General features: G+C 64.4%; 19 protein-coding genes. 8 read left to right on the top strand and 11 right to left on the bottom strand.

Going from position 1 to position 21,145, the window contains the following annotated elements:
* Positions 1–80 precede the first annotated feature (80 nt).
* Positions 81–797 (bottom strand): ribonuclease T2 family protein, encoded by a 717-nt coding sequence (locus AC3RCG_RS12225; RefSeq protein ID WP_409026610.1) that lies wholly within the window; start codon positions 795–797, stop codon positions 81–83.
* 70 nt (positions 798–867) lie between these two features.
* Positions 868–1,968: a branched-chain amino acid aminotransferase gene (locus AC3RCG_RS12220; protein ID WP_121669144.1), complete on the bottom strand. Its 1,101-nt coding sequence runs from the start codon at positions 1,966–1,968 to the stop codon at positions 868–870.
* 198 nt (positions 1,969–2,166) lie between these two features.
* Here AC3RCG_RS12220 and AC3RCG_RS12215 point away from each other — a divergent pair, with 198 nt between their 5' ends.
* The 4 genes from AC3RCG_RS12215 to AC3RCG_RS12200 all read left to right on the top strand — a co-directional run bounded on the left by AC3RCG_RS12215 (position 2,167) and on the right by AC3RCG_RS12200 (position 6,008).
* A complete protein-coding gene (locus tag AC3RCG_RS12215; protein ID WP_492403840.1) occupies positions 2,167–4,698 on the top strand; it encodes a PepSY domain-containing protein in 2,532 nt (843 codons plus the stop codon).
* Positions 4,699–4,828: 130 nt separating this feature from the next.
* The gene (locus AC3RCG_RS12210; protein WP_099408630.1) at positions 4,829–5,014 is read left to right on the top strand and encodes a hypothetical protein; all 186 of its coding nucleotides are present in this window, start codon (positions 4,829–4,831) and stop codon (positions 5,012–5,014) included.
* A 140-nt stretch (positions 5,015–5,154) separates the two neighbouring features.
* Positions 5,155–5,310, top strand: a complete 156-nt coding sequence (locus AC3RCG_RS12205; RefSeq protein WP_162995620.1) for a hypothetical protein — start codon at positions 5,155–5,157, stop codon at positions 5,308–5,310.
* 299 nt (positions 5,311–5,609) lie between these two features.
* Positions 5,610–6,008 (top strand): bacteriohemerythrin, encoded by a 399-nt coding sequence (locus tag AC3RCG_RS12200; protein ID WP_070222077.1) that lies wholly within the window; start codon positions 5,610–5,612, stop codon positions 6,006–6,008.
* Between the two features lie 7 nt (positions 6,009–6,015).
* Here the strand turns inward: AC3RCG_RS12200 and AC3RCG_RS12195 are convergent, their stop codons facing one another.
* Positions 6,016–6,876 carry a hypothetical protein gene (locus tag AC3RCG_RS12195; RefSeq protein WP_492403842.1) on the bottom strand — a complete coding sequence of 287 codons (861 nt, stop codon included), beginning with the start codon at positions 6,874–6,876 and terminating at the stop codon, positions 6,016–6,018.
* A gap of 335 nt (positions 6,877–7,211) precedes the next feature.
* Between AC3RCG_RS12195 and AC3RCG_RS12190 the strand changes: the two genes are divergently transcribed.
* On the top strand, positions 7,212–9,446 hold the full coding sequence (locus AC3RCG_RS12190) for a TonB-dependent siderophore receptor (protein WP_492403844.1): 2,235 nt from the start codon (positions 7,212–7,214) through the stop codon (positions 9,444–9,446).
* Here the strand turns inward: AC3RCG_RS12190 and AC3RCG_RS12185 are convergent.
* On the bottom strand, positions 9,443–10,192 hold the full coding sequence (locus AC3RCG_RS12185) for a nucleotidyltransferase domain-containing protein (RefSeq protein ID WP_492403846.1): 750 nt from the start codon (positions 10,190–10,192) through the stop codon (positions 9,443–9,445). The two genes, AC3RCG_RS12190 and AC3RCG_RS12185, sit on opposite strands and share 4 nt — an antisense overlap.
* Before the next feature lie 95 nt (positions 10,193–10,287).
* Here AC3RCG_RS12185 and AC3RCG_RS12180 point away from each other — a divergent pair, with 95 nt between their 5' ends.
* The gene (locus AC3RCG_RS12180) at positions 10,288–10,854 is read left to right on the top strand and encodes a methylated-DNA--[protein]-cysteine S-methyltransferase (RefSeq protein WP_070291692.1); all 567 of its coding nucleotides are present in this window, start codon (positions 10,288–10,290) and stop codon (positions 10,852–10,854) included.
* Positions 10,855–10,913: 59 nt separating this feature from the next.
* A complete protein-coding gene (locus AC3RCG_RS12175) occupies positions 10,914–11,288 on the top strand; it encodes a DUF1294 domain-containing protein (protein ID WP_070291691.1) in 375 nt (124 codons plus the stop codon).
* A 2-nt stretch (positions 11,289–11,290) separates the two neighbouring features.
* Here AC3RCG_RS12175 and AC3RCG_RS12170 read toward each other — a convergent pair whose 3' ends face one another.
* A complete protein-coding gene (locus AC3RCG_RS12170) occupies positions 11,291–12,010 on the bottom strand; it encodes a hypothetical protein (protein ID WP_492403849.1) in 720 nt (239 codons plus the stop codon).
* A 164-nt stretch (positions 12,011–12,174) separates the two neighbouring features.
* Between AC3RCG_RS12170 and AC3RCG_RS12165 the strand changes: the two genes are divergently transcribed.
* Complete coding sequence (locus AC3RCG_RS12165; RefSeq protein ID WP_070291689.1) at positions 12,175–12,354, top strand: hypothetical protein; 180 nt, start codon at positions 12,175–12,177, stop codon at positions 12,352–12,354.
* 59 nt (positions 12,355–12,413) lie between these two features.
* Here the strand turns inward: AC3RCG_RS12165 and AC3RCG_RS12160 are convergent, their stop codons facing one another.
* From AC3RCG_RS12160 to cydD, 6 genes are all read right to left on the bottom strand, one after another.
* Positions 12,414–13,973, bottom strand: a complete 1,560-nt coding sequence (locus AC3RCG_RS12160) for a methyl-accepting chemotaxis protein (protein WP_275528111.1) — start codon at positions 13,971–13,973, stop codon at positions 12,414–12,416.
* Between the two features lie 538 nt (positions 13,974–14,511).
* Positions 14,512–14,637: a cytochrome bd-I oxidase subunit CydX gene (gene cydX, locus AC3RCG_RS12155; protein ID WP_070222085.1), complete on the bottom strand. Its 126-nt coding sequence runs from the start codon at positions 14,635–14,637 to the stop codon at positions 14,512–14,514.
* A gap of 173 nt (positions 14,638–14,810) precedes the next feature.
* Positions 14,811–15,965, bottom strand: a complete 1,155-nt coding sequence (gene cydB, locus AC3RCG_RS12150) for a cytochrome d ubiquinol oxidase subunit II (protein ID WP_070222087.1) — start codon at positions 15,963–15,965, stop codon at positions 14,811–14,813.
* A gap of 13 nt (positions 15,966–15,978) precedes the next feature.
* Positions 15,979–17,556, bottom strand: a complete 1,578-nt coding sequence (locus tag AC3RCG_RS12145; protein WP_489627974.1) for a cytochrome ubiquinol oxidase subunit I — start codon at positions 17,554–17,556, stop codon at positions 15,979–15,981.
* Positions 17,557–17,678: 122 nt separating this feature from the next.
* Complete coding sequence (locus AC3RCG_RS12140) at positions 17,679–19,361, bottom strand: amino acid ABC transporter ATP-binding/permease protein (protein ID WP_492403852.1); 1,683 nt, start codon at positions 19,359–19,361, stop codon at positions 17,679–17,681.
* Entirely contained in the window at positions 19,358–21,058 is a 1,701-nt protein-coding gene (gene cydD / locus AC3RCG_RS12135; protein ID WP_492403854.1) for a thiol reductant ABC exporter subunit CydD, read from the bottom strand. The genes AC3RCG_RS12140 and cydD overlap by 4 nt, the downstream gene beginning before the upstream one ends.
* Positions 21,059–21,145 lie beyond the last annotated feature (87 nt).

Below are 21,145 nucleotides of genomic sequence, written 5' to 3'. Positions count from 1 at the left end.
GGCGGCATACGGTACCGCAGCCAAGACACTAGCATGGATGGACGGACTCTGCCGGGCAGGCCCGCCGATTTCACCCTACATCACTTCTGGCAGTCGATCACTTTAAAATCTTTCGAATAACAGATGCGTAGCTCGCCCGAGTGCTTTTCATAGCCGAGCCAGCGGCCTTTCAGCTGCGGGTTGTGCTGCTTCATCCACTGGAACAACTCGTTTTTCGGCATGGTGGAATCCGGCAACTTCAAGGCTTGGAACAGTTCGCGTTCCTTCTCGAAATACTGCTTGGCCGTATCGAAATCGCAGGCGCCATGCTTTTCCCATTCACCCTGCAGCAAGGCTTCGCCGGGCTGCATGCACATGTACGGCAGGATGTCCGACGGCGCCAGCTTCGGCAAATTGCCCTTGCAATAACGCGGATGCAGCTCCGTCTTGCGCGGCGGCGTCACGGAAATGTCTTCGCACGTGCCCGGGTTATTCGACTGCGCCCACAAGCCATGCACGATCCAGCCGAAGTGATTGCTCTCGGCACACTGAAAAGCGGCCTTCTTCGACACTGCGCCGCGGCGGCGCTGGCTGTCGCAGAAGCCTGGCGACCACGACAGCGCCAGCATGAAGTAATCGGTGGGCACGTTCGTGCTTTGCTTGTAGCAGGTGTTTTTCTCGTCCGACGGCTTGACGTCGTAGTCGTAATAACTGACGTTGCGGGGAATGGCGCACGTGGCGTCGGCTGAGTACGCGGCACCGGCGGACAGGCTGAGGAAAACGGCGGCCAAGGCAGGCAGGATAGAGCGAATTTTCATCGTATTTCCTTCAAGATATAAAAACGCCGGCAACTGGGTGCCGGCGCAGTAGTGAAATTACACCATCAACTTAGCAGACGGTATGCATCCAGCCGTGCGTATCCGGTGCCGTGCCATGCTGCAAGCCCAGCAGCGCTTCGCGCAGGGCCAGGGTGACGGCGCCGTTTTCATTGTTGTTGATGGTCATTTCAAAGCCATTGGCCTTGGCCACGCCCACGGGCGTGATGACGGCGGCCGTGCCGCAGGCGAACACTTCGGTCATGCGGCCCGAGGCGATGTCGTCGCGCCATTGCTGGACGGACAATTTACGCTCTTCCGTCGCATAGCCGAGGTCTTTTGCCATTTCCAGCAGGCTGCGGCGGGTGATGCCTGGCAACAAGGTACCCGTCAATTCCGGCGTCACGACGGTGACTTTCTCGCCATCCTTGTAGACGAAGAACAGATTCATGCCGCCCATTTCCTCGATGAACTCGCGGTGCACGGCGTCGAGCCACACGACCTGGTCGCAGCCCTTCTCTTGCGCTTGCGACTGGGCCATAAGGCTGGCCGCGTAATTGCCCGCGCACTTGGCTTCACCCGTGCCGCCTGGCGCTGCGCGCACGAAGTCTTCGCTGATCCACACGGTGACGGGTTTCACGCCTTTCGGGAAGTAGGCGCCGGCCGGCGAGGCGAACAGCACGAACAGGTATTCTTCCGATGGACGCACGCCCAGGTAGGGGTCGGTGGCGATCATCAGCGGACGCATGTACAGGCTCTCGCCCGTGTTCTTCGGCACCCAGTTACGGTCTTGCGCGATCAGCGCATCGCCCGCTTCCAGGAACAGCTCGACGGGAATGGCCGGCATGGCCAGGCGCGCGGCGCTGCGGTTGAAGCGCTCGGCATTTTGTTCCGGACGGAAGGTCTTGATGCTGCCATCGGGCTGGGCAAACGCCTTGTAACCTTCAAAGATGGCCTGGCCGTAGTGCAGCGACGAGGCGGACGGGTCCAGCGTCAAAGGACCGTAAGCCTTCAGTTCGCCCTGCTGCCACTTGCCGTCGCGGTAAGGAATCACCACCATGTGGTCCGTGAAGATGCGGCCAAACGCCGGGTTGACCATGCGCGCGGCGCGCTCGGCGTCGGACAGGGGGTGGGCGGATGGGGTGACGACAAGATTCGGTGTGGAAGTGGTCATGGCAGCAATGGGAACTAGTGAACAGTATCCCTATTGTAGCGCCTCCAGCGCCCGATCAGGCAAACGAGAATGGCCACCACCCCGCGACAACAGGGAGTCATCATTTGCGAATGATTCTCGTTTTCGTTACTATGTCAATCCTCCTTCTTCCCCGCCATGCCTGATGCCCCGCATGGCGGCGCTATCGAAAGCCGCTTCATGACGACCTCCTCCCTTCCACACCCCCTGCCGCGCGCCGGCGCCGATGAGGCGACGCAGACTCGTCAGCTTGCCGTCCCGCAACAACGGCGCTGGCACTGGAACTGGAAGCAGGTCTGGTTTCAATTGCACTGGTTTATCGGCATCACGGCCGGCACGGTGCTGGTGATCATCGGACTGAGCGGCGCCACCCTGGCCTTCAAGGATGAATTGCTCGACGTTATGAACCCCGGCGTGCGCCATGTCCCCGTGGAAACGCGCGCGCCGCTGACGCCGGCCCAGCTCGCAAGCATCGCCGCGGCCGAACACGGACAGCGCGTGGCCTCGGTCACCATGTATGCGCAGGCGGGCGCGGCGCCACGCCTGTTTTTCGCGCCGAAGCATGGCCAACGGCGCGGCGCATCCATTTATCTGCACCCGTACACGGGCGCGACCCAGCCCGCGCTGGCGGGCGCGGCATTTTTCGAATGGACGGAGTCCTTGCACCGCTGGCTGCTGCTGCCGCGCGATCCGGGCCGGCAAGTGGCGGGCGCGCTGGCCCTGTGCCTGCTGGGCCTGGCACTGTCCGGCCTGTACCTGCGCTGGCCCCGCCGTCCGCTGGACTGGCGCACCTGGCTGACCTTCGACCCTGCATTAAAAGGCCGCTCCTTTTTGTGGAATCTGCACGCCGTGGCCGGCACCTGGTGCCTGGTCGTCTATGTGGCGCTGACCCTGACGGGCATCTACTGGAGCTATGACGTGGTGCGCGACAATATCGACGCCTGGGCCGGCAAGCCGCCCCGGACGGCGCAGGCGCCCGGCAAGAAAGGGGCGCCGCAGGAGCCATCGCCTGTCGCCGACATCGGCCTGGCCTGGAGCGTTTTCCAGCAGCACGCCCCCGGCTGGACCCTGGCTACGGTGCGTCTGCCCGTGCGCCCCGGCGAAGCCGTGCAATTCACGTGGCTGGCCGGCGATGCGCCGCACGAACGGGCGCGCAGCCGCATGAGCATTGCGCCGGCCGACGGCACGCTCACGGAAAACGAACCTTACAGCCAGCAGGCGCTGGGTGCACGCCTCGTCAACATCATTTATCCGCTGCACATGGGCACGTATTTTGGCTTGCCGGGCCGCGTCATCGTGACGCTCGCTAGCCTGGGCCTGCCCCTGTTCGCCGTCACGGGCTGGATGCTGTACCTGGGCCGCCGCAAGGCCAAGCGGGCTGTGCAAGCGCAGCGCGCTCTGCTGGGCGCCGGCGCGCCGGGCAAGACGGACACAGGTTTACCGACCCTGGTGGCCTACGCCAGCCAGTCGGGACAGGCCGAGCGCCTGGCGTTGGAAAGCGCGCGCGCCTTGCAGCAGGCCGGCGTGGCCGTCGACGTGCAGTCGCTGGACCGTTTCGATCCCGCGCAATTGCGCCAGTACGAACGGGCCCTGATCGTCGCCAGCACCTTTGGCGAAGGCGAGGCGCCGGACGGCACGCGCCGCTTCGCGCGCCTGCTGCAACAAACGGCGGGCACGCCGCTGGCGGGCCTGGAATTCGGCATGCTGGCCCTGGGCGACCGCCATTACGGCGCCTTCTGCGGCTTTGGCCATGCGCTGGCGCAACAATTGCAAGCACTGGGCGCCACGCCCATGTTCCCGCTGATCGAAGTGGACAAGCATGACCCCGCCGCCCTGGCCGCCTGGTCGCAAGCGCTGGCCAGCTGCAGCTGCAGCGGCAGCGCCATCGACGCCATCGGCGTACAGGAAGAAGCGTCGTACGCCGAATGGCGCCTGACGCGCCGCGTGCTGCTGAACCCGGGCAGCCTGGGCGGCGAACTGCATGAAATCACCTTGACGGGCCCCGCCGATGCTGCCTGGGAAGCGGGCGCGCTGGCGGAAATCATCGCCTGCAACGCGGATGGCAGCGAGGGCGACGCGCAAAGTGCCCAGCATGCGCCGCGCAGCTATTCGCTCGCTTCGCTGCCATCCGATGGCGAACTGCAATTGCTGGTGCGCCAGGAGCGCCACGCGGGCGGCACAAACGACGGGTACGGTCTCTGTTCCGGCTGGCTCACGCGCTTCGCGCCAGTGGGCGCCGGCATCCGTTTGCGCCTGCAAGCCAATCCCGCCTTCGCGCCCGCCCTGGTCGACGTGCCCTGCATTTATATCGGCAACGGTTACGGCCTGGCAGGCCTGCGGTCGCACCTGCGCGCGCGCCAGCGGGCGGGGCTGGCCCGTAACTGGCTGCTGTTCGGCGAGCGCCAGCAAGCTGTTGACAGCGTCTGCGGCGCAGAGTTGCAAGGCTGGCTGGACGCTGGCCACCTGGCGCGCCTGGACCGTGTTTTTTCGCGCGACGGCAACGAGGGCGGCAAACGCGAATACGTGCAGGACCGCCTGCGCGCCAACGTCGGCGAGCTGCGCGATTGGCTGGCGCAAGGCGCCATCGTCTACGTGTGCGGCAGCCTGCAAGGCATGGCGGCGGGAATCGATGCTGTACTGCAAGAAGTGCTGGGACAGGACGGTCTCGACGCCCTGCTGGCGGCCGGGCGCTACCGCCGCGACGTGTATTGATCTGCCTCAGCACATTGCCAGCGCCGCCCGGCTATGTGGGCCGCCGCACGGTCAGCGCCGGCCATCGGACTACAGTAGCGGCATGGCGGCATATCCGCGCCGCCCCCACCCACTGTTTGCGAGGCTAGCCATGAAAAACCCCTGGATGAGCATGTACCTGAGCGCCGCCAACCGCGTCGCCAACACGGCGCGCGGCCACGCCACGGCCGCCGTCAAGCGCGAAGCGGCGAAAAATACGCGGCAATTGACGCAAGTGTGGTTCGACTCTTTCCTGCCCGCCGCAGGCAAGCCGCGGCGCAGCCGCAAGGCCAAATAAGAGGCGTCACTGGTGCAGTGCATCACAGCAACTAGTTGAAGTTTCAATCAGATGAACTAAACTGCAAGCATGGTAGTACATAGGACGTGACCGGCAGGCGCCGCATCCCCGCGCCGCCGCCGGGACACCGGGAGACGACCATGTTGACGCTCAAAGTGCTGCTCTGCCTTGCCTTGTCGGCCCTGATGCTCGTGCCCCTCGTGCTGAGGGATGCGATGCAGACGTCGGCCGGACAGCAGTTGCAGGTGCCGAATGTCGATGCGCAAGCTCTGTGGGCCCGCTGGCCTCGGCAATAAGACGCGCGGCTGAGAAAACGTCGCTGGCTGCGTTGCTTTGACTTGCCGTACTAGCGTACTGTCTGCGTCAAAGACGCCTTGCCAGCGGCGTTTTTCAGCGGCGCTCGGTAACACGGCGCATCGTTAAGACCGCTTTATTGCGAGTGGGGAATTGTTCCCTTCGTCGATTTGTCTTTGTCTTGCTTTCCTCTTCCCCTCTTCACCATACTTTTGATCCAGATCATGGATTTCGCCCTTCGCTGCGTCCACACTGGAACAGTCCGCTTCGCGCCGCGACGGACTTCACCGGGGGCATCGGCATGGGTAAATCGCATTGGAAAGATGAGATGGCGCTGGGCGTTCCCGCCATCGACGAGGCGCATGAGGCGCTGTTTCAGGAGCTGGCACGGCTGGGGCAATTAAGCGACCAGCATTTCAGCGTGGCGTTTCGCGAGCTGATTGCGGCCGTCGAACGCGATTTCCGCGAGGAAGAAGATTTGATGGAGCAAATCGGCTTTCCCTCGCTGGCCAACCACCGCGAACAGCATGCCCGCGTGCTCAGCGGCTTGCACCATGCCTGGGCCGCCGTCGATGAAGGCGACCTGGAACAGGGCCGCCATGCGCTGTCGCTGTTGCCGCAGTGGCTGATCTTCCACCAGGCCACCATGGACCTGGCCCTGGCGGCGGCGCTGGAACTGGTGCAGCGCCAGCCTAACTAGCAGTTAATTACAGCAACAGCACCGTCGCCTGCTCGGGCATGACCACGCGGTAGTGTCCCGGGTATTTGTCTTCGCCGTCGAAAATCTTGCAAAACACGGGCTGGTTGATGTCGTTGACGGCCGCCTCGTTCATGGGCAGCGTCGCGATCAGCTGTTCTCCATCCATCAATTGCAAGGCGCTGCCCCGCTCGGCCGCGCAAAAGGCCAGCGATTGCACGTCGCTGGCGAACGGCCGCTTGTACCACGGCGTGATGGCCCGCACGGCGCGCCGGGCGTCGCGCAAGACCTGCCCCACGCGCGTGACGTTCCACGCATCGCGCGCCACGGACGGCTGCAGCACGATATTGGCCGTCAGCTCGCCCCTGCCCTTGTTCACCAAAAACGTGCCGTCCTGCGCGGCAATATCATCGTTGAGCGGCACGACAAACACGCCGCCGGCCGACACCTTGATCGGCATGGGGGCGCCATTGCCTTGCAAGGCCACGCGCACATCGTCGATGGTGGCGCTCAGCTTGGCAGGAATCAGGCGCAGGGCCATGACCACGCTGCCGCTCGACACTTGCCACACTTTCCTGGCCGTCAGATAACTTTCACGGTATGCCGTGAACCGCACGTGCGGCGCCCTGGCATCGCTGGTGGCCGTGATCGTCACCGTTTGCGGTGGCAAGGCTTCCTCTGCTGGCGCCGTTGCCTTGGGTGCTGATGCCGCGGATGTGGCCGGCGCAAGCGGTGGCGCAACGGCATCGGCGGCGGGCGGCACGCTGGCGCTCTGCAGCGGCGCGGGAACAGCCGGCGGCGGCGCGTGTTCCTGGGCCTGACCCAGCGAAACGACACACAACCATCCGGCACAAGCGATCCATGTACGCATGCATTTCTTTCATTAAGGAAAATATTTGTCAGCGCCTGCATTATCGCAGAAGGCAAGCCGATGCGCCGCCCCGGGTCTGCCGGCACTCCCGCCTGCACTCCTTTGGTGCACACGCTTGATTATTTGGCAAATATCACCTATATTGATAATGATTCTTATTCACAAAAGTGGCAGGAATCGCGCGCCTTTCTTTTCCACTGCCCGTCCGCGCCGGGCCTTGCGGTGGAACTGCTATCCAAGCCAGACCACGGGCCAGCGTTACGCCATCCCCCAGCTACTGAGCAGCTCGCCAGACGAGATAGGAACACTCACGACTAAAAATATCCAGGAAAATAATGCAATCAACGACAGCCTTCTCATCTTCGCGCCAGCCCGCCTTGCGCGCCCTCCCCCGTGTATTACACATCAGCCTGCTCAGTCTTGCCGCCGGCGTGGCCCTGCCGGCACAGGCCGCCGACGCCGCCGCGGCCGACGTGACCATGCCCGCCGTCACCGTGCTGGGCCAGTCGACCGCGACGACGGAAGGCACGCAGTCGTACACGGCCGGCGAAGCGCGCAGCGCCACGCGCATGGACCTGTCGCTGCGCGAGACGCCGCAATCGGTCAGCGTCATCACGCGCCAGCTGCTCGACGACCTGGGCGCCGTGCGGCTGGACCAGGCGCTGGCGCAGACGACAGGCATCCAGGTGGGCCAGAACGACACGGAGCGCACGACATTTTATGCGCGCGGCTTCGGCATCAACAATCTCCAGATCGACGGCATGGCGCGCGGCGGCAATGCGCCGCTGCAAGACACCATCCTGTATGACCGCATCGAGGTCGTGCGCGGCGCCACGGGCCTGATGGGCGGCAAGGGCGACCCGTCCGCCACCATCAACATGATACGCAAGCGTCCAACGAAGGACTTCCAGGCCAGCGCCGGTCTCATCATGGGCCGCTGGGATGACCAGCGCTTCGAAGCCGACCTGTCCACGCCGCTGAACGCGGAGGGGAGCGTGCGCGCGCGCACGGCCCTGGCCTGGCAAAAACGCGATTCCTACCTGGACATGTACCACGAGCGCAAGACGGTGGGCATGGCCATCCTTGAAGCGGACGTGCGTCCCGGCACCCTGCTGACGGCGGGCGTCGACTTCCAGGACAACAAGCCGACAGGCGCCACCTGGGGTGCCGTGCCGTACTGGAATGCGGATGGCAGCCTGGCGAACTTGCCGCGCAACACCAGCCTCACGACGCCCTGGAGCACCTGGGCCAACAAGCAGCACACCATCTTCACGTCGCTGGACCAGCGCCTGCCCGGCAACTGGAACATGCACCTTGGTTATGCGCGCACGGAAAGCACGAACCGCACCACCGTCGCCTATGCGGGCGGCGGCAAGCCCGATCCGGCCACGGGCGAAGGCATGCTGCTGTGGACGGGCGCCTATGGCCCGGGCAAGACCACGGGCGATAATTTCGACGTCTACGCCAGCGGCCCGTTTACCTTGCTGGGGCGCAAGCATACGGCCATCGCCGGCTGGAACGGCGGCAACCAGCGCGCCCGCTCGCTGGGCGGCGAGGCGGAAATCAACTACCCGAACGTCGTCCCCGATTACCGCAGCTGGACGGGCAACATCCCCCGCCCCGTGTTCCACCCGGACGGCTCGCACACGGAAACCGTGACGCGCCTGGCGGGCGGCTATGTGGGCACACGTTTGAGCCTGGCCGACCCGCTGCATGTGATCATCGGCGCGCGCAGCAGTACTTACCGCACGGATACGCGCAACTACGATACACGAGGCGTGCACACGGACAACAGCGACTTCGTGGAAACGCGCAATGAAGTCACGCCGTATGTGGGCGCCGTGTTCGATATCAACAAGCAGTATTCGGCCTACGCCAGCTTCACGCAGCTGTTCAACCCGCAATCGAGCAAGGACCGCAACAACAAGTTCCTGGCGCCGGAAACGGGAGACAATGCGGAACTGGGTATCAAGGGCGAATTTTATGAAGGTAAGCTGAACGCGTCGGCCGCCCTGTTCCATACGAAGAAAAAGAACATGGCGGAACTCGACCGCACGGTGCCGCCCGGCTTCTTGCTGCCCGACGGCGGCCAGGCCATGGTGGCCAATGGCGCCGGCGTGACGGCCAAGGGCGTCGAGTTCGACGTCTCCGGCCAGTTATCGCCCGCCTGGGAAGCGAGCGGCGGCTATACCTATCTGCACGCGGCCGAGGCCGATGGCCGCCGCGCCGCCACCACGCAGCCGCGCCATTTGCTGCGCCTGGCCACCAGCTACCGCTTCGACGGCCGCCTGGCCGGTTTGAGGGCGGGCGCCAGCATGACGGCGCAAAGCGCCACCTACAGCGAATCGTGGTACGGCCGCCCGCCATCGGGAACCATCACCAACATTCCGCAAGCGGGCTACGCGCTGGTCAACGCCATGGCCAGCTATGCGCTCAACCGCCACGCCAGCGTGCAGCTGAACGTGAATAACTTGCTCGATAAAAAGTACTACCGCAACGTGGGCTTCTTCGACGGCGTCTTCTGGGGTGAACCGCGCAACATCAGCTTGGCCGTGCGCACGACGTTTTAAGCGCGCCAGTGCGCGGGCGCCGGCAGGGTAAAGCCGTCGAGCAAGGGACCGCCCACGGGCGCCAGCACGGCGGCGGCGACTTGCCCGAACGCGCGCTGGCCGGCCGGCAAGTCGCCGGCGACCAGGCGCAGCGCGCCATCGAGCTGCCCGGCGATGAGGGCGTCGAAGGCCTGCAGGCGGCGGAACAGGTGCTTGCCGCCGCCGCTCCACTGCCCCGCCGCGCGCAAGTGCAGGTCGGCCAGCGCTTCGTACAGCTGGCAAGCGACGGCCAGCGCCTCGCCCGGGTGCGTGCTGTCGACCAGGTCTTCCAGCGCGGTGGTGATGGCGTAGCGCCGGCGCTGCAGGTTTTCCGCGTCGAGCGCGGGCGGCCCGGCCGTGTCGAAAGCGTGCGCCAGCGCGTGCAGCTGCGCGTAGGCGTCGCCGGCGGCGACGATGTTTTCCCCTTCGACGACCATCATCGCCAGCGGCACCGTGCCGCCCGGCGCATCCATTTCCTTGCAAAAATACGTGAACGTGGCCACGTCGTGCGCAAACAGTTCCACCGTGCGCCCCTCGGCCACGAGGGTGTCGCGCCAGGCGCAATCGACGTGGTCGAACAGCAGCAGCAAGTCGATATCGGAAGTAGGCGTTTGCCGGCCTGTGGCGAAGGAGCCGCCGATGATGGCCGCCACGGCCGTGGGATAGCGCTCGTGCACCAGCCGCTGGGCAATCGCGCGAATGGTCTCATAGGTGGGGATCGTCGTCAAAGCCGGTGCTCCATGTCGATAAAACACTATCCTACACGCAATACGCAGGCTGCCGCCAGCCTGCTACACTGGCGCCATCTGATCAAGGAACCAACATGGAATACGACTGCATCGTGGTGCCCTCGCCCGTGGGCGAGCTGACCCTGGTGGCGCGCGGGGAAGCCCTGGCCGCCATCCTGTGGGAAAACGACAAGCCGAACCGCGTGCGCCTGGGCGACATGCGCGTCGATGACGGTTGCGCCGTGCTGCAGGAAACGGCGCGCCAGCTGGATGAATATTTTGCCGGCACGCGCCAGCATTTTGAGGTGCCGCTCGATTTTGCCGGCACGCCATTTCAGCAGGAAGTGTGGCGTGCGCTGCTGACGATACCGTATGGCCAGACGCGCAGCTATGGCGAGATCGCGCGCCAGATCGGCCGCCCCGCCGCCGTGCGCGCCGTGGGCGCCGCCAACGGCAAGAATCCCATTTCCATCATCGCCCCCTGCCACCGCGTCGTCGGTGCCACGGGCGAGCTGACGGGCTTTGCGGGCGGTCTGCATGCCAAGGAAACCCTGTTGGCGCTGGAAGGCATCGCCCTGTCCAGCGACCGCGAAGCGCTGAAAACGGGCCACGCCCGCCGCCGCGCCGTGCATGTCGATACGGCGCAAGGCTGTTTATTTTAGGCGGCGCCATCGCTCCCCATGTGGGATACTCACGCCCTCCGTTCAAGCCAACACATCCTATGCCTTACCTTGTCATCGCGTTCTTTGTCGTACTGTACTTACTCGCCACCTTCTTTTTCCACATCCCCGCCCTGGTTGCCCTCGCATATGGCGTGCTGAGCCTGGGATGCTTCGTTGCCTATGCGATCGACAAGTCGGCCGCGAAAGGGGGACGCTGGCGCACCCCGGAGCGCACCTTGCTGCTGCTGGGACTGCTGTGCGGCTGGCCGGGCGCCGTGCTGGCCCAGCAATGGCTGCGCCACAAGTCCAGCAAGCGCTCGTTCCGCATCGTGTTCTGGATCACGGTCGCCCTCAATATCGGCGCTTTCGTGTATTTCAGCATGCATTACGCGGCGCCCGATATCGGCACGGACGTCGCCCCCATCGAGTTATAAGGTCACTCTCCCAGCAGGCGCAGCGATTCCAGCCAGTCCGCCTTCCAATCGCGCAGCAACGGTTGCGTGGCGAACGCCTTTTTCAAATGCGCCATCGGCACGCGGTGCACGTCGTGCAAGCCGAACGCCAGGGTCACCGGATGCCACAAATGGCTGTTCTTGCCGCCGCGCGAATTCTTGCGCACGCGCGCGCCATCGTCGCCAAAGATGCCCACGCCGCTGGCCATGCCTTGGTCCAGGTCGACCTTGCCCACGCCGGCGAAGGCAATCAAAATCTGCTCGCGCCCCAGGCCTTTCAAGGCGCTGGGCAAGACCACAGGCGCCTTGTCCGCTGCCGTGTCGGCCGGCTGCGGATGCTGCAACTCCTTGAGCAAACGCAACAGGTCGCGCTCCTGGAAGTGCAAGCCGTCCAGCGGCACGCGCAAGCCCTGCCCCTTGAGCTCAATGGGGAGATTGCCCGAGTCGCGCGTAAAACGCAGCCAGACATCATCGGCGCCCGCGGCCAGGTGCTGCTTGTCCTCGATGAACACCACGGGCGCCGCATAGCGCGTCACGCCGTCATGGAACAGCTCGGCCCAGGCTGCGCTGTAGTCGAGCCAGATAAACGGCAAGCCGCCCTGCTCGAGCAGGCGCGCCAGGGTCCACGGGGTGCCCGTCTGTTGCGCCAGCCAGGCACAGGCGTCAAGTGCGGTGGCGCGGTATGGCAGGGTTAGAGAAGTCATGGCAATTCCGTCGGTCAAAGTGGAGCGCAGTGTAGCAGACGCCGCCATCCGCCCCTGCGGCAGGCGCATCCTGCGCGCCATTCCTGCGCGATGTGCTAGGCTGGTAGCATCAGCCCGCGCCATCGCCTCCCGGCTACCTGGCGCACCACCGCGAGGGAATCACCATGCATTCGAGCACCAACGCCGCCACCACGCCCGCCCCGCCACCGGAGCGCGATTCGCCCACGCCGGCGGGCGAAGGCCATGCCGAGGAAGCGCTCGATGAAGCGCTGAAGGAGAGCTTTCCGGCCAGCGACCCGATCGCCATTGCCACCCCAAAACCGGTCAGCAAGTCGCCGGCCTGAGTCCCGCCTTTCCTGGCCGGCCAGGCGCGGCCCCGGGTGCACAAGGCCGGTCACCAAGGTCACGCCAGCAATTTGAACACGCGCATGTCCTGCATCATGCTGTCCGCCTGCTCCTGCATGCTGGCCGCTGCCGCCGCCGACTGCTCGACCAGGGCGGCATTCTGCTGGGTCACCGCATCCATCTGACCGATGGCCTGATTCACCTGTTTGATGCCATCGTTTTGTTCCTGGCTGGCGACGGCGATTTCCCCCATGATGCCGGCGACTTGCTGGACAGAGGAGACGATTTGCTTCATCGTGCCGCCCGCTTCATCGGCCAGATTGCTGCCAAGCTCGACTTTTTCGACCGACTCGGCAATCAGCTGCTTGATCTCTTTGGCGGCCGTGGCGGAACGTTGCGCCAGGGCGCGCACCTCCGATGCGACGACAGCAAAACCGCGCCCCAGCTCACCGGCGCGCGCCGCTTCGACAGCCGCGTTCAGGGCCAGAATATTCGTTTGAAACGCGATGCCGTCGATCACGGAAATAATCTCGACGATACGGTTCGAGCTGTCCTTGATGGATACCATGGTCGCGACGACACGTTCGACCACCTGCCCGCCCTGCACCGCTACCGCTGAAGCCGACAAGACCAGTTGATTGGCTTGCTGAGCGCTTTCGGCATTCTGCTGCACATTGCTGGTTAACTGCTGCATCGCCGACGATGTTTGCTCCAGTGCACCGGCCTGAGCCTCGGTTCTGGCCGAGAGGTCCAAATTGCCAGCAGCAATTTCCTGCGAGGCAGTCGAGATGGTTTCAGTACCACCACGCACACGGCCCACCGTATGACGCAGGCTCTCCGTCATGCTTTTCAGAGCACGCATCAATTCGCCCGGCTCGTCGCGATAGTCGGTCGCGATATGGCTGCGCAGGTCACCGGAAGCGACAATGCGGGCAACGTGCACGGCGTCCTGCAGTGGCTTGGTAATACTCTTGCTAATGAGCACAGCCACCCCAATCGCCGTGCCCAGCGAGACCAGCAGTATCGCCAACAGCAAGCTGCCCGCCACCGTGATGCGCGCGCTCGAATCCGCCTCTATCGCCGACGCGCGTTGGCTGGTCATCTCGACCAGTTGCTTGATGGCCTGCAGATGCTGGGCGTAGCTGATAGTCATTTTTTTCATCGCAACGGTGGCGCCGGCCTTGTCCTGTGCCTCTATTGCGGGGATGAACTGTTGCAGTGCAACCGTGTAGAAGGCCAGCGCCGGCGCATGCGCCTTGTTCAGCAGCAGCCCGGCGATATCGGCATCCAGTGTCGCGCCCTTCCAGAATGCATGGCGCTCATCGTAATCACGTTTGAGCGTGTTAAATCGTGCGATTAACTGCGCCTGTTCGGCACGATCCTCGGTCGCCAGCAGCTGAAAACTGACCAGATAGGATTCCAGTATGTACTCCGGCGGTGGCAACACGTCCGCAATCAGATCCTTGCTTTGCACTATTTTCTGATAAACAGGGCCGTTCACTTTCCATTCTTGCAGAGTCTTGAACGACCACAGGCCATAGAGGATGAAACCGACCGAAAAGATCACAATCAGTACAGCCAGACGGTGCGTTAGCTTGAGTCCCCTTATCATGCTCATAATATTTTCCTTGAATTAACTATGCTTGCCTCTGGTTCAGCTACCGAGATGACATTGCTCTCGCATGAGTGAGAGGCGATCATTCGAAGTCAATTTCCTTGCCAAATCGTCACTCTATATTTATAGGAAGCAACTTATTTTACAACTTAATTTTGGCGATTTAAAGTAAATTTAATAAAAATAAATGAAAACAACAAAAACAAAACAAAAATCACAAATTTATTATCAAATGATGTGAAGTGTGCAAGGGCAAGTGTTAGCGAATTTCCGCCTGTGCAGACCGGCTCGATCCGCGGACGTACGTCGCGTCGATGACAATGCAGGGAGCGGGCAACGAAAAGCCGTGCGTTCGGCACGGCTCAGTGAAGTTCTGCCGGTACGGCGGCGAATACCGTGTTGGCCGTACAACAAATCTTTCCTCTTTCACGGCATGGCGGGATTTGCTTGACTGAAATCCGCGAAAAACCATAAAAATGCCCCGCCGGGCGGCAATGGCAAAACCATTGCACCGGGCGGGGCAGATCAAATTCAGGCGCGACTAGTTCGGCGTGTCGCGGTACTGCTCGGGCGTCGTGTCGCCATCGGCGACTTCATACCACATCGCATTGAGCACGGCGAACGTCGCCGCCAGCGGAAGACCCAGTATCCAGGCGAAGTACCACATAATTATTTCCTTTCTTCAATTCCAGCTTGATCGTTTTTACTATCAAACTAACGACACCTAACAAAACCGTAGTGAGCGGCAGCGATTTGTGGTCGAGAAGCGCAACCGTACTCCAGTACGGTGAGCATCGCCGGCCGCAAAGGGCGACGCGCAGTAGGTTTAGTTAGGTGTTCTCAATAAGCGTGACCGCTGTCGTCTTCGATGGCTTTGCCGTCAACCTTACCCCACAGCACTTTATACACCCACGTCGTGTACGCCACGATGAGGGGAATGAAGACGGCCGTGACGACCAGCATGATGAACAGGGTCATGTGGCTGGACGAGGAATCCCACACCGTCAGGCTGGCGCGCGGGTCGATCGACGATGGCAGGATGAACGGGAACATGGCCGCGCCCACGCTGAGGATGATGCCGGCGATGCTGGCCGCGCTGGCCAGCAAGGCGGGCACTTCGCGGCGCGCGCGCAGCAAGGCGAACGCCAGCAAGGGACCCAGCAAACCGGCCGCAGGGGCGATCCAGGTCCACGGATGGGCGGCAAAGTTGAGGAACCAGGCGCCCACGTGCACTTGCGCCGTTTTCAGCATCGGGTTCGACGGGCCATCGACGACGACGGCGCTGGTGACGCGGTAGCCATCGACCCACAGCCACAGGGCCACGCCGGCTGCCGCATACAGCACGACCGTGGCGATTGCCGCCACGCTGCCGTAACGGCGCGAACGTTCCGCCACGGCACCGTCCGTTTTCACTTGCAGCCAGGTGGCGCCGTGCATCACCAGCATGGCGACCGAGACGAGGCCGCACAGCAAGGCGAACGGGTTGAGCAGCGCAAAGAAGCTGCCGTCATAGAAGATATGCATGTCCGGCGAAAAACGGAACGGCACGCCTTGCAGCACGTTGCCGATGGCCACGCCGCAGATCAGGGCCGGCACGAAGCCGCCCACGAACAGGGCCGCGTCCCAGCGGGCGCGCCAGCGCGGGTCTTCGCGCTTGCTGCGGAACTTGAAGGCGACGGGACGCACGATCAGCGCCACCAGGATGACGAACATGGCCAGATAAAAGCCCGAGAACGAGACGGCGTACAGCTGCGGCCAGGCGGCAAAGATGGCGCCGCCGCCGAGGATCAGCCACACCTGGTTGCCCTCCCATACGGGGCCGATGCTATTGATGATGACGCGGCGCTCGAGGTCCGTCTTGCCGGCGAACGGCAGCAGGATACCCGTGCCCAGGTCGAAGCCGTCCGTGATGGCAAAGCCCACCAGCAATATGCCGATCAGCAGCCACCAGATCAGGCGCAGGGTTTCATACGAAATCATTTCATGCAAAATCATGGTCTGGTCCTCCTCAGGCGCGTTGAGTATGAATGGCTGCGGCCGCTGGCACTGGAGCCCGCGGCGTCTCTTCCGGCCCCTTGCGGATGGCCTTGAGCATGAGCTTCATCTCGATAATCAACAGCACGGTGTAGATGGCGGCAAAGCCGGCGATGGTAATCAGGAGCGTCGACGCCCCCAGGTTGGAGACGGCCACGGCCGTTGGCAGCACGCCTTCGATGACCCATGGCTGGCGGCCCACTTCGGCCACGATCCAGCCCGCCTCGATGGCCACCCACGGCAACGGGATGGCGAACACGGCCAGCTTCAGCAGCCAGCGATGCTTGTCCAGGGTGCGGCGCGTCGACAGAATGAAGAAGGTGCCGGTCAGCAAAATAAAGAACATGCCCAGGCCCACCATCACGCGGAAGGACCAGAACAAGGGCCCCACGGGCGGCACGGTGTCGAGCGCGGCCTGGCGGATCTGCTCGGGCGTGGCCTGGCGCGGATCGTCGACATAGCGTTTCAGCAGCAAGGCATAGCCCATGGACTGGCCTTTCGACTCAAACATGTCTTTCGCCTCTTGCGGCACAGGCGCACCTGGCGCCACGCTGCGGATGGTTTGCAGCGCGTCGTACGCCTTGATGCCATCCTGGATCAGCAGCTCGCCGCGGTCGACCAATTGCTCGATGCCGGGGATTTCCGTCGTCAGCGAACGCGTGCCGATCAAGCCCATCACCATCGGGATGTGCACGGCGTAATGCGTCTCGCGCGCTTTCGCGTCGGGAAAGCCGATGGCCGTGAAGGCGGCGGGTGCCGGCTCCGTGGTCCACATGGCTTCGATCGCGGCCAGCTTCATTTTCTGGTGTTCGGACGACAGGTAGCCGCTTTCGTCACCGAGCACCACCACCGACAAGGTGGCAGCCAGGCCGAACGAGGCGGCCACCGTCATCGAGCGCTTGGCCAGCTGCACGTGGCGGCCCTTCAGCAGATACCAGGCGGAAATACCCAGCACGAAGATGGCCGCCGCCGTATAGCCGGCCGACACCGTGTGCACGAATTTCGCCTGTGCCACGGGGTTCGTCAGCACGGCGCCGAAATCCGTCACTTCCATGCGCATGGTCTGCGGATTGAAGGCCGCGCCGACGGGATTTTGCATCCAGCCGTTGGCGATCAAAATCCACAGGGCCGAGAAGTTCGAGCCGATGGCGACCAGCCAGGTGGTGACCAGGTGGCCCCGCTTCGACAGCTTGTCCCAGCCGAAGAAGAACAGGCCGACGAAGGTCGCTTCCAGGAAGAAAGCCATCAAGCCCTCGATGGCCAGCGGCGCGCCGAAAATGTCGCCCACATAATGGCTGTAATAGCTCCAGTTCATGCCGAACTGGAATTCCATGACGACGCCCGTCGCCACGCCCATGGCGAAGTTGATGCCGAACAAGACACCCCAGAACTTGGTCATGTCGCGCCAGATGGGGCGGTTCGTCATCACGTAGACCGTCTCCATGATGGCGAGGATCACTGACAGCCCTATCGTCAGCGGAACGAATATAAAGTGGTACAGAGCTGTCAGCGCGAACTGCAGTCTGGATAAAGCGACAATATCGAAGTCCATATGATTTCCTTGGTATTTCCCTACTGTGTGTAAACTTGGTATCTATCTGATGCGATTCGATTGGTCCACCGCCCTCACGCTGGCATACGGACCGCCTGTGTCTCCAGTCTTCCCTTCACTCCTTAATCTGCGCGCAGGCCCGCCAGGGCCGCCTCGAAGGCTGGCGTGCCACGGCGCGCGTCGCCGACGATACGGCCATCGCGCAGGCTGATCAGCCGGTCCGCCAGCGCCGCTTCGCGCCGCAAGTGGGTGGCGATCAGCAAGCTGCGCCCTTCGCTGCGCGCGCCCAGGCGCTGCAGGACATCGATCGCCGTCTGCGCATTGAGCGCTTCCGTCGCCTCGTCCAGCAGCCACAAGGTCGATGCGTGCAGGAACAGCCGCGCCAGCGCCAAGCGGCGCGCCTGGCCGCCGGACAAGCCCAGGCCACCCTCGCCCAGCATGGTATCGAGGCCGTCCGCGAAGGCCCGCACCTCGTCGTCCAGGCCGGCTGCCTGCAGCGCCGCCCACAGCTGCGCATCGCTGGCGGACGGGTCGGCCAGGCGCAGGTTGTCGCGCAAGCTGTCTTGGAACAGTTCCGTCTTCTGGGTAAATAAACAGGCGCGGCCCGCGTGCACCGTGCCCGACAGCGGCGCCAGCTCGCGCGCGGCGATGGCCAGCAAGGTCGACTTGCCCGCGCCGCTGGGGCCGATCAAGGCCACGCGTTCGCCCTCGCCGATGTGCAGCGATACGTCGTGCAAGATGGCGACATCACTGCCCGCATGTGCGCCGCTGACATGTTCCAGGCGCAAGCCCGGTGCGCCGTCAGCCGGCGGCACTGCGATCTCCTGAGCATCGAGGCGCGGCGCCAGGCGGCGCATGGCCAGCAGCATGCGCCCCGCTTCCAGCGCGCCGCGGCGCAGTCCCGCAAACGGTTCCACGGCTGTCAATGCAATCAACAGGGCCAGGGCCGCCAGCGGCACGTTCAGCGCCTGCTGCTGCACCAGCGCGGCCACGGCCAGCAGCACCCCTGCCAGGGTCGCGCTGCCCGCCACGCCATACGCGGCGCCGGCCGCCGTCTCCAGGCGCAGCAGGGCAACATCGGCTTGCGCCAGCGAGCGGTCGATCTGTCCCAGCGCGGCGCACTGGGCGCCGATGCGCCCCGCCATCACCAGGTCCGTCTGGCCCGCCACCAGGTCGATGGTGGCGGAACGCAGTTTTTCGATGGCGCGTGTACGCACGATGGCGGGACGGCGGGCGCCGCGCGCCAGAAGCCAGCTGATGCCGCCGCCGGCGGCCAGCAGCCACGCGGCCAGGCCCAGGCCCAGCTGCCACCGCATCACGCCCAGCGCCACGCCGGCCAGCAGGGCCACGCACAGTGCCGTGAAGGCGGGCACCAGCAGGCGCAGATACAGCGATTCGAGCGCGTCGATATCGGCCGTCAGGCGGAACAGCAGCCTGGCGGGCTGGCGCAGCAAGCGGCTGGCCGCTTCCGGGCGCGACCAGCCGCGAAACAGCTGCACGCGGATACTGGCCAGCGCGGCGAACGTGGCGTCGTGCGTGACGAGGCGCTCCGCATAGCGCGAGCCCGTGCGGCCGATGGCCAGCAGGCGGATGCCGGCCGACGGGCCGAACACGTCGAAGACGATGGCGGTGGACGCATGCAAGCCGGCAATCGAGGTGGCCGTGATGAACCAGCCGGACAAGCCCAATAAGGCCATGCCGGCCACGGCCGTCAGGGCCGCCAGCACGGCGCCCCCGATCAGCTTGCGGGGCTGGGCCAGCAGCAATTGCCGCAGCACGGGATGCGATATCAGGGATGTTTTCATGCGCGCGCCTCTGCCTTCTGCGTCTGCGCATGCGCCTGGGCATCAACTTGCACCGTGCGCTGCAACCGGCCAGCCAGCACGGGGTCGTGCGTGGCGACAAGCATGGTCTTGCCTTTTGCCAGGGCCAGCAAGGCGTCCGTGACGCGCGCCGCCGTTTCGCTGTCCAGGTGGGCCGTCGGCTCATCGACCAGCAGCAAGTCCGCATGCGGATGCAGGGCCACGCGGGCCAAGGCCAGGCGCACGGCTTCGCCGCCGGACAAGCCCTGGCCGCCATCGCTGAGCATGACGGCCGGCTGCGCCTGCGCCACGCTGGTCAGGTCGGCCAGGTGCAGCGCCTGCGTCACGTGCGCGGCGTTCGCACCTGCGCGGCCCAGTGTCACGTTCTGGCTGACGGACGCGGCAAACAGGTGCGGACGCTGGCCCATCCAGGCCATGCGCTGGCGCACGGTATTGACGGTACCGTCATTCAGGCGCACGCCGCCGATGCGGATGTCGCCGCCGCTGGCGGGCAGCAAACCGGCCAGCAAGGACAGCAAGGTGGTCTTGCCAGCGCCGCTGGCGCCCAGCAGGGCCACGTGTTCGCCGGCGCGCACGCTCAAGTCCAAGCCGTCGAACACGGGCGCTTCGCCGGGATGGGCAAAGCGCAGTTGATGGATGTCAATGGCAGGCGGCGGCGCCACCGCCATGGCGGCGGCGGAGACGGCGGCAACTTCCGCACCAAAGCCCGGCAGGGGCACGCCCTCGGCGGCCAGATCGTGCAGTCCGGCCAGGCCCGCCTCGCCAGCCGCCTTGTCGTGCCAGACGGCGGCCAGCTCGCGCAGCGGCTCGAAGAACGCGGGCGCCAGCAGCAGGATGAACAAGCCCTGCCCCAACGTCAGTTCGCGGCCCCAGGTGCCGAAATCGAGGCTGCCCAGCAGCGAGAAGCCGATGAAGGCGGCCACCATGGCCACGCCCAGCGCGGAAAACAGTTCCAGCACGGCGGACGACAAAAAGGCGATGCGCAGCACCACCATCGTGCGCCGGCGCACGGATTGCGACGAAGCGTCCAGCCGCGCGGCCGTGGCATCGACGGCATCGAGCGCGCGCAAGGTGGCCAGGCCGCGCAGGCGGTCCAGCAGAAAGGCGTTCATGCTGCCCATTTCCACCATCTGCGCGCGGCTGGCCGCCTGCGCACCCATGCCCACGAGGGCCATGAAGACGGGAATCAGAGGCGCGGCGATGAGCAGGATCAAGGCGGCGATCCACGACAGCGGCGTCACCACGGCGAGGATCACGAGCGGCACGAGCATGACTTTCCAGCGCGCCGGTTTGTAGCGCACCAGATACGGCACGATGGCTTCGGCCTGCTCGGCGATGACGCTGGCCGCCTGACCCGATTGGGCGCGCCGGCGGTCCAGCGGCGAACGGCGCGCCAGCGCCTGCGCCACTTGCCCGCGCAAGGTGGACAGGTGCGCGCGCGCGGCCGCATACATGCGCCGCGCGCCCCACGCTTCGCAGCCGGCGCGCAGCATGCCCAGCAGCAGCACGCCAGCGGCCGGCAACAGGGCCGCGCGCCACGGCGCGCCATCGAGCATGGCTTGGACGGCCCAGGCCAGCAAGGCCGCTTGCGGCAGCCACAGCAAGGCGGCGCCGCCTTGCGCCAGACTGGCGGCACGGGGAAGAATAAAGCGGGGCAAGGACAGTGGCGAGGTCGTCATCTTATATTTTTTGAGTTTTCAGAATTTTCTGTAAATTCGATTTTTTGTATAATACTGCGAAACATGACATATATCAATTGACCCTGG

The sequence above is a fragment of the Janthinobacterium sp. GW823-FHT01H08 genome, assembly GCF_058797855.1.
The sequence above is the reverse complement of the archived record's forward strand: the minus strand, read 5'-3'. Positions and strand labels throughout refer to the sequence as shown.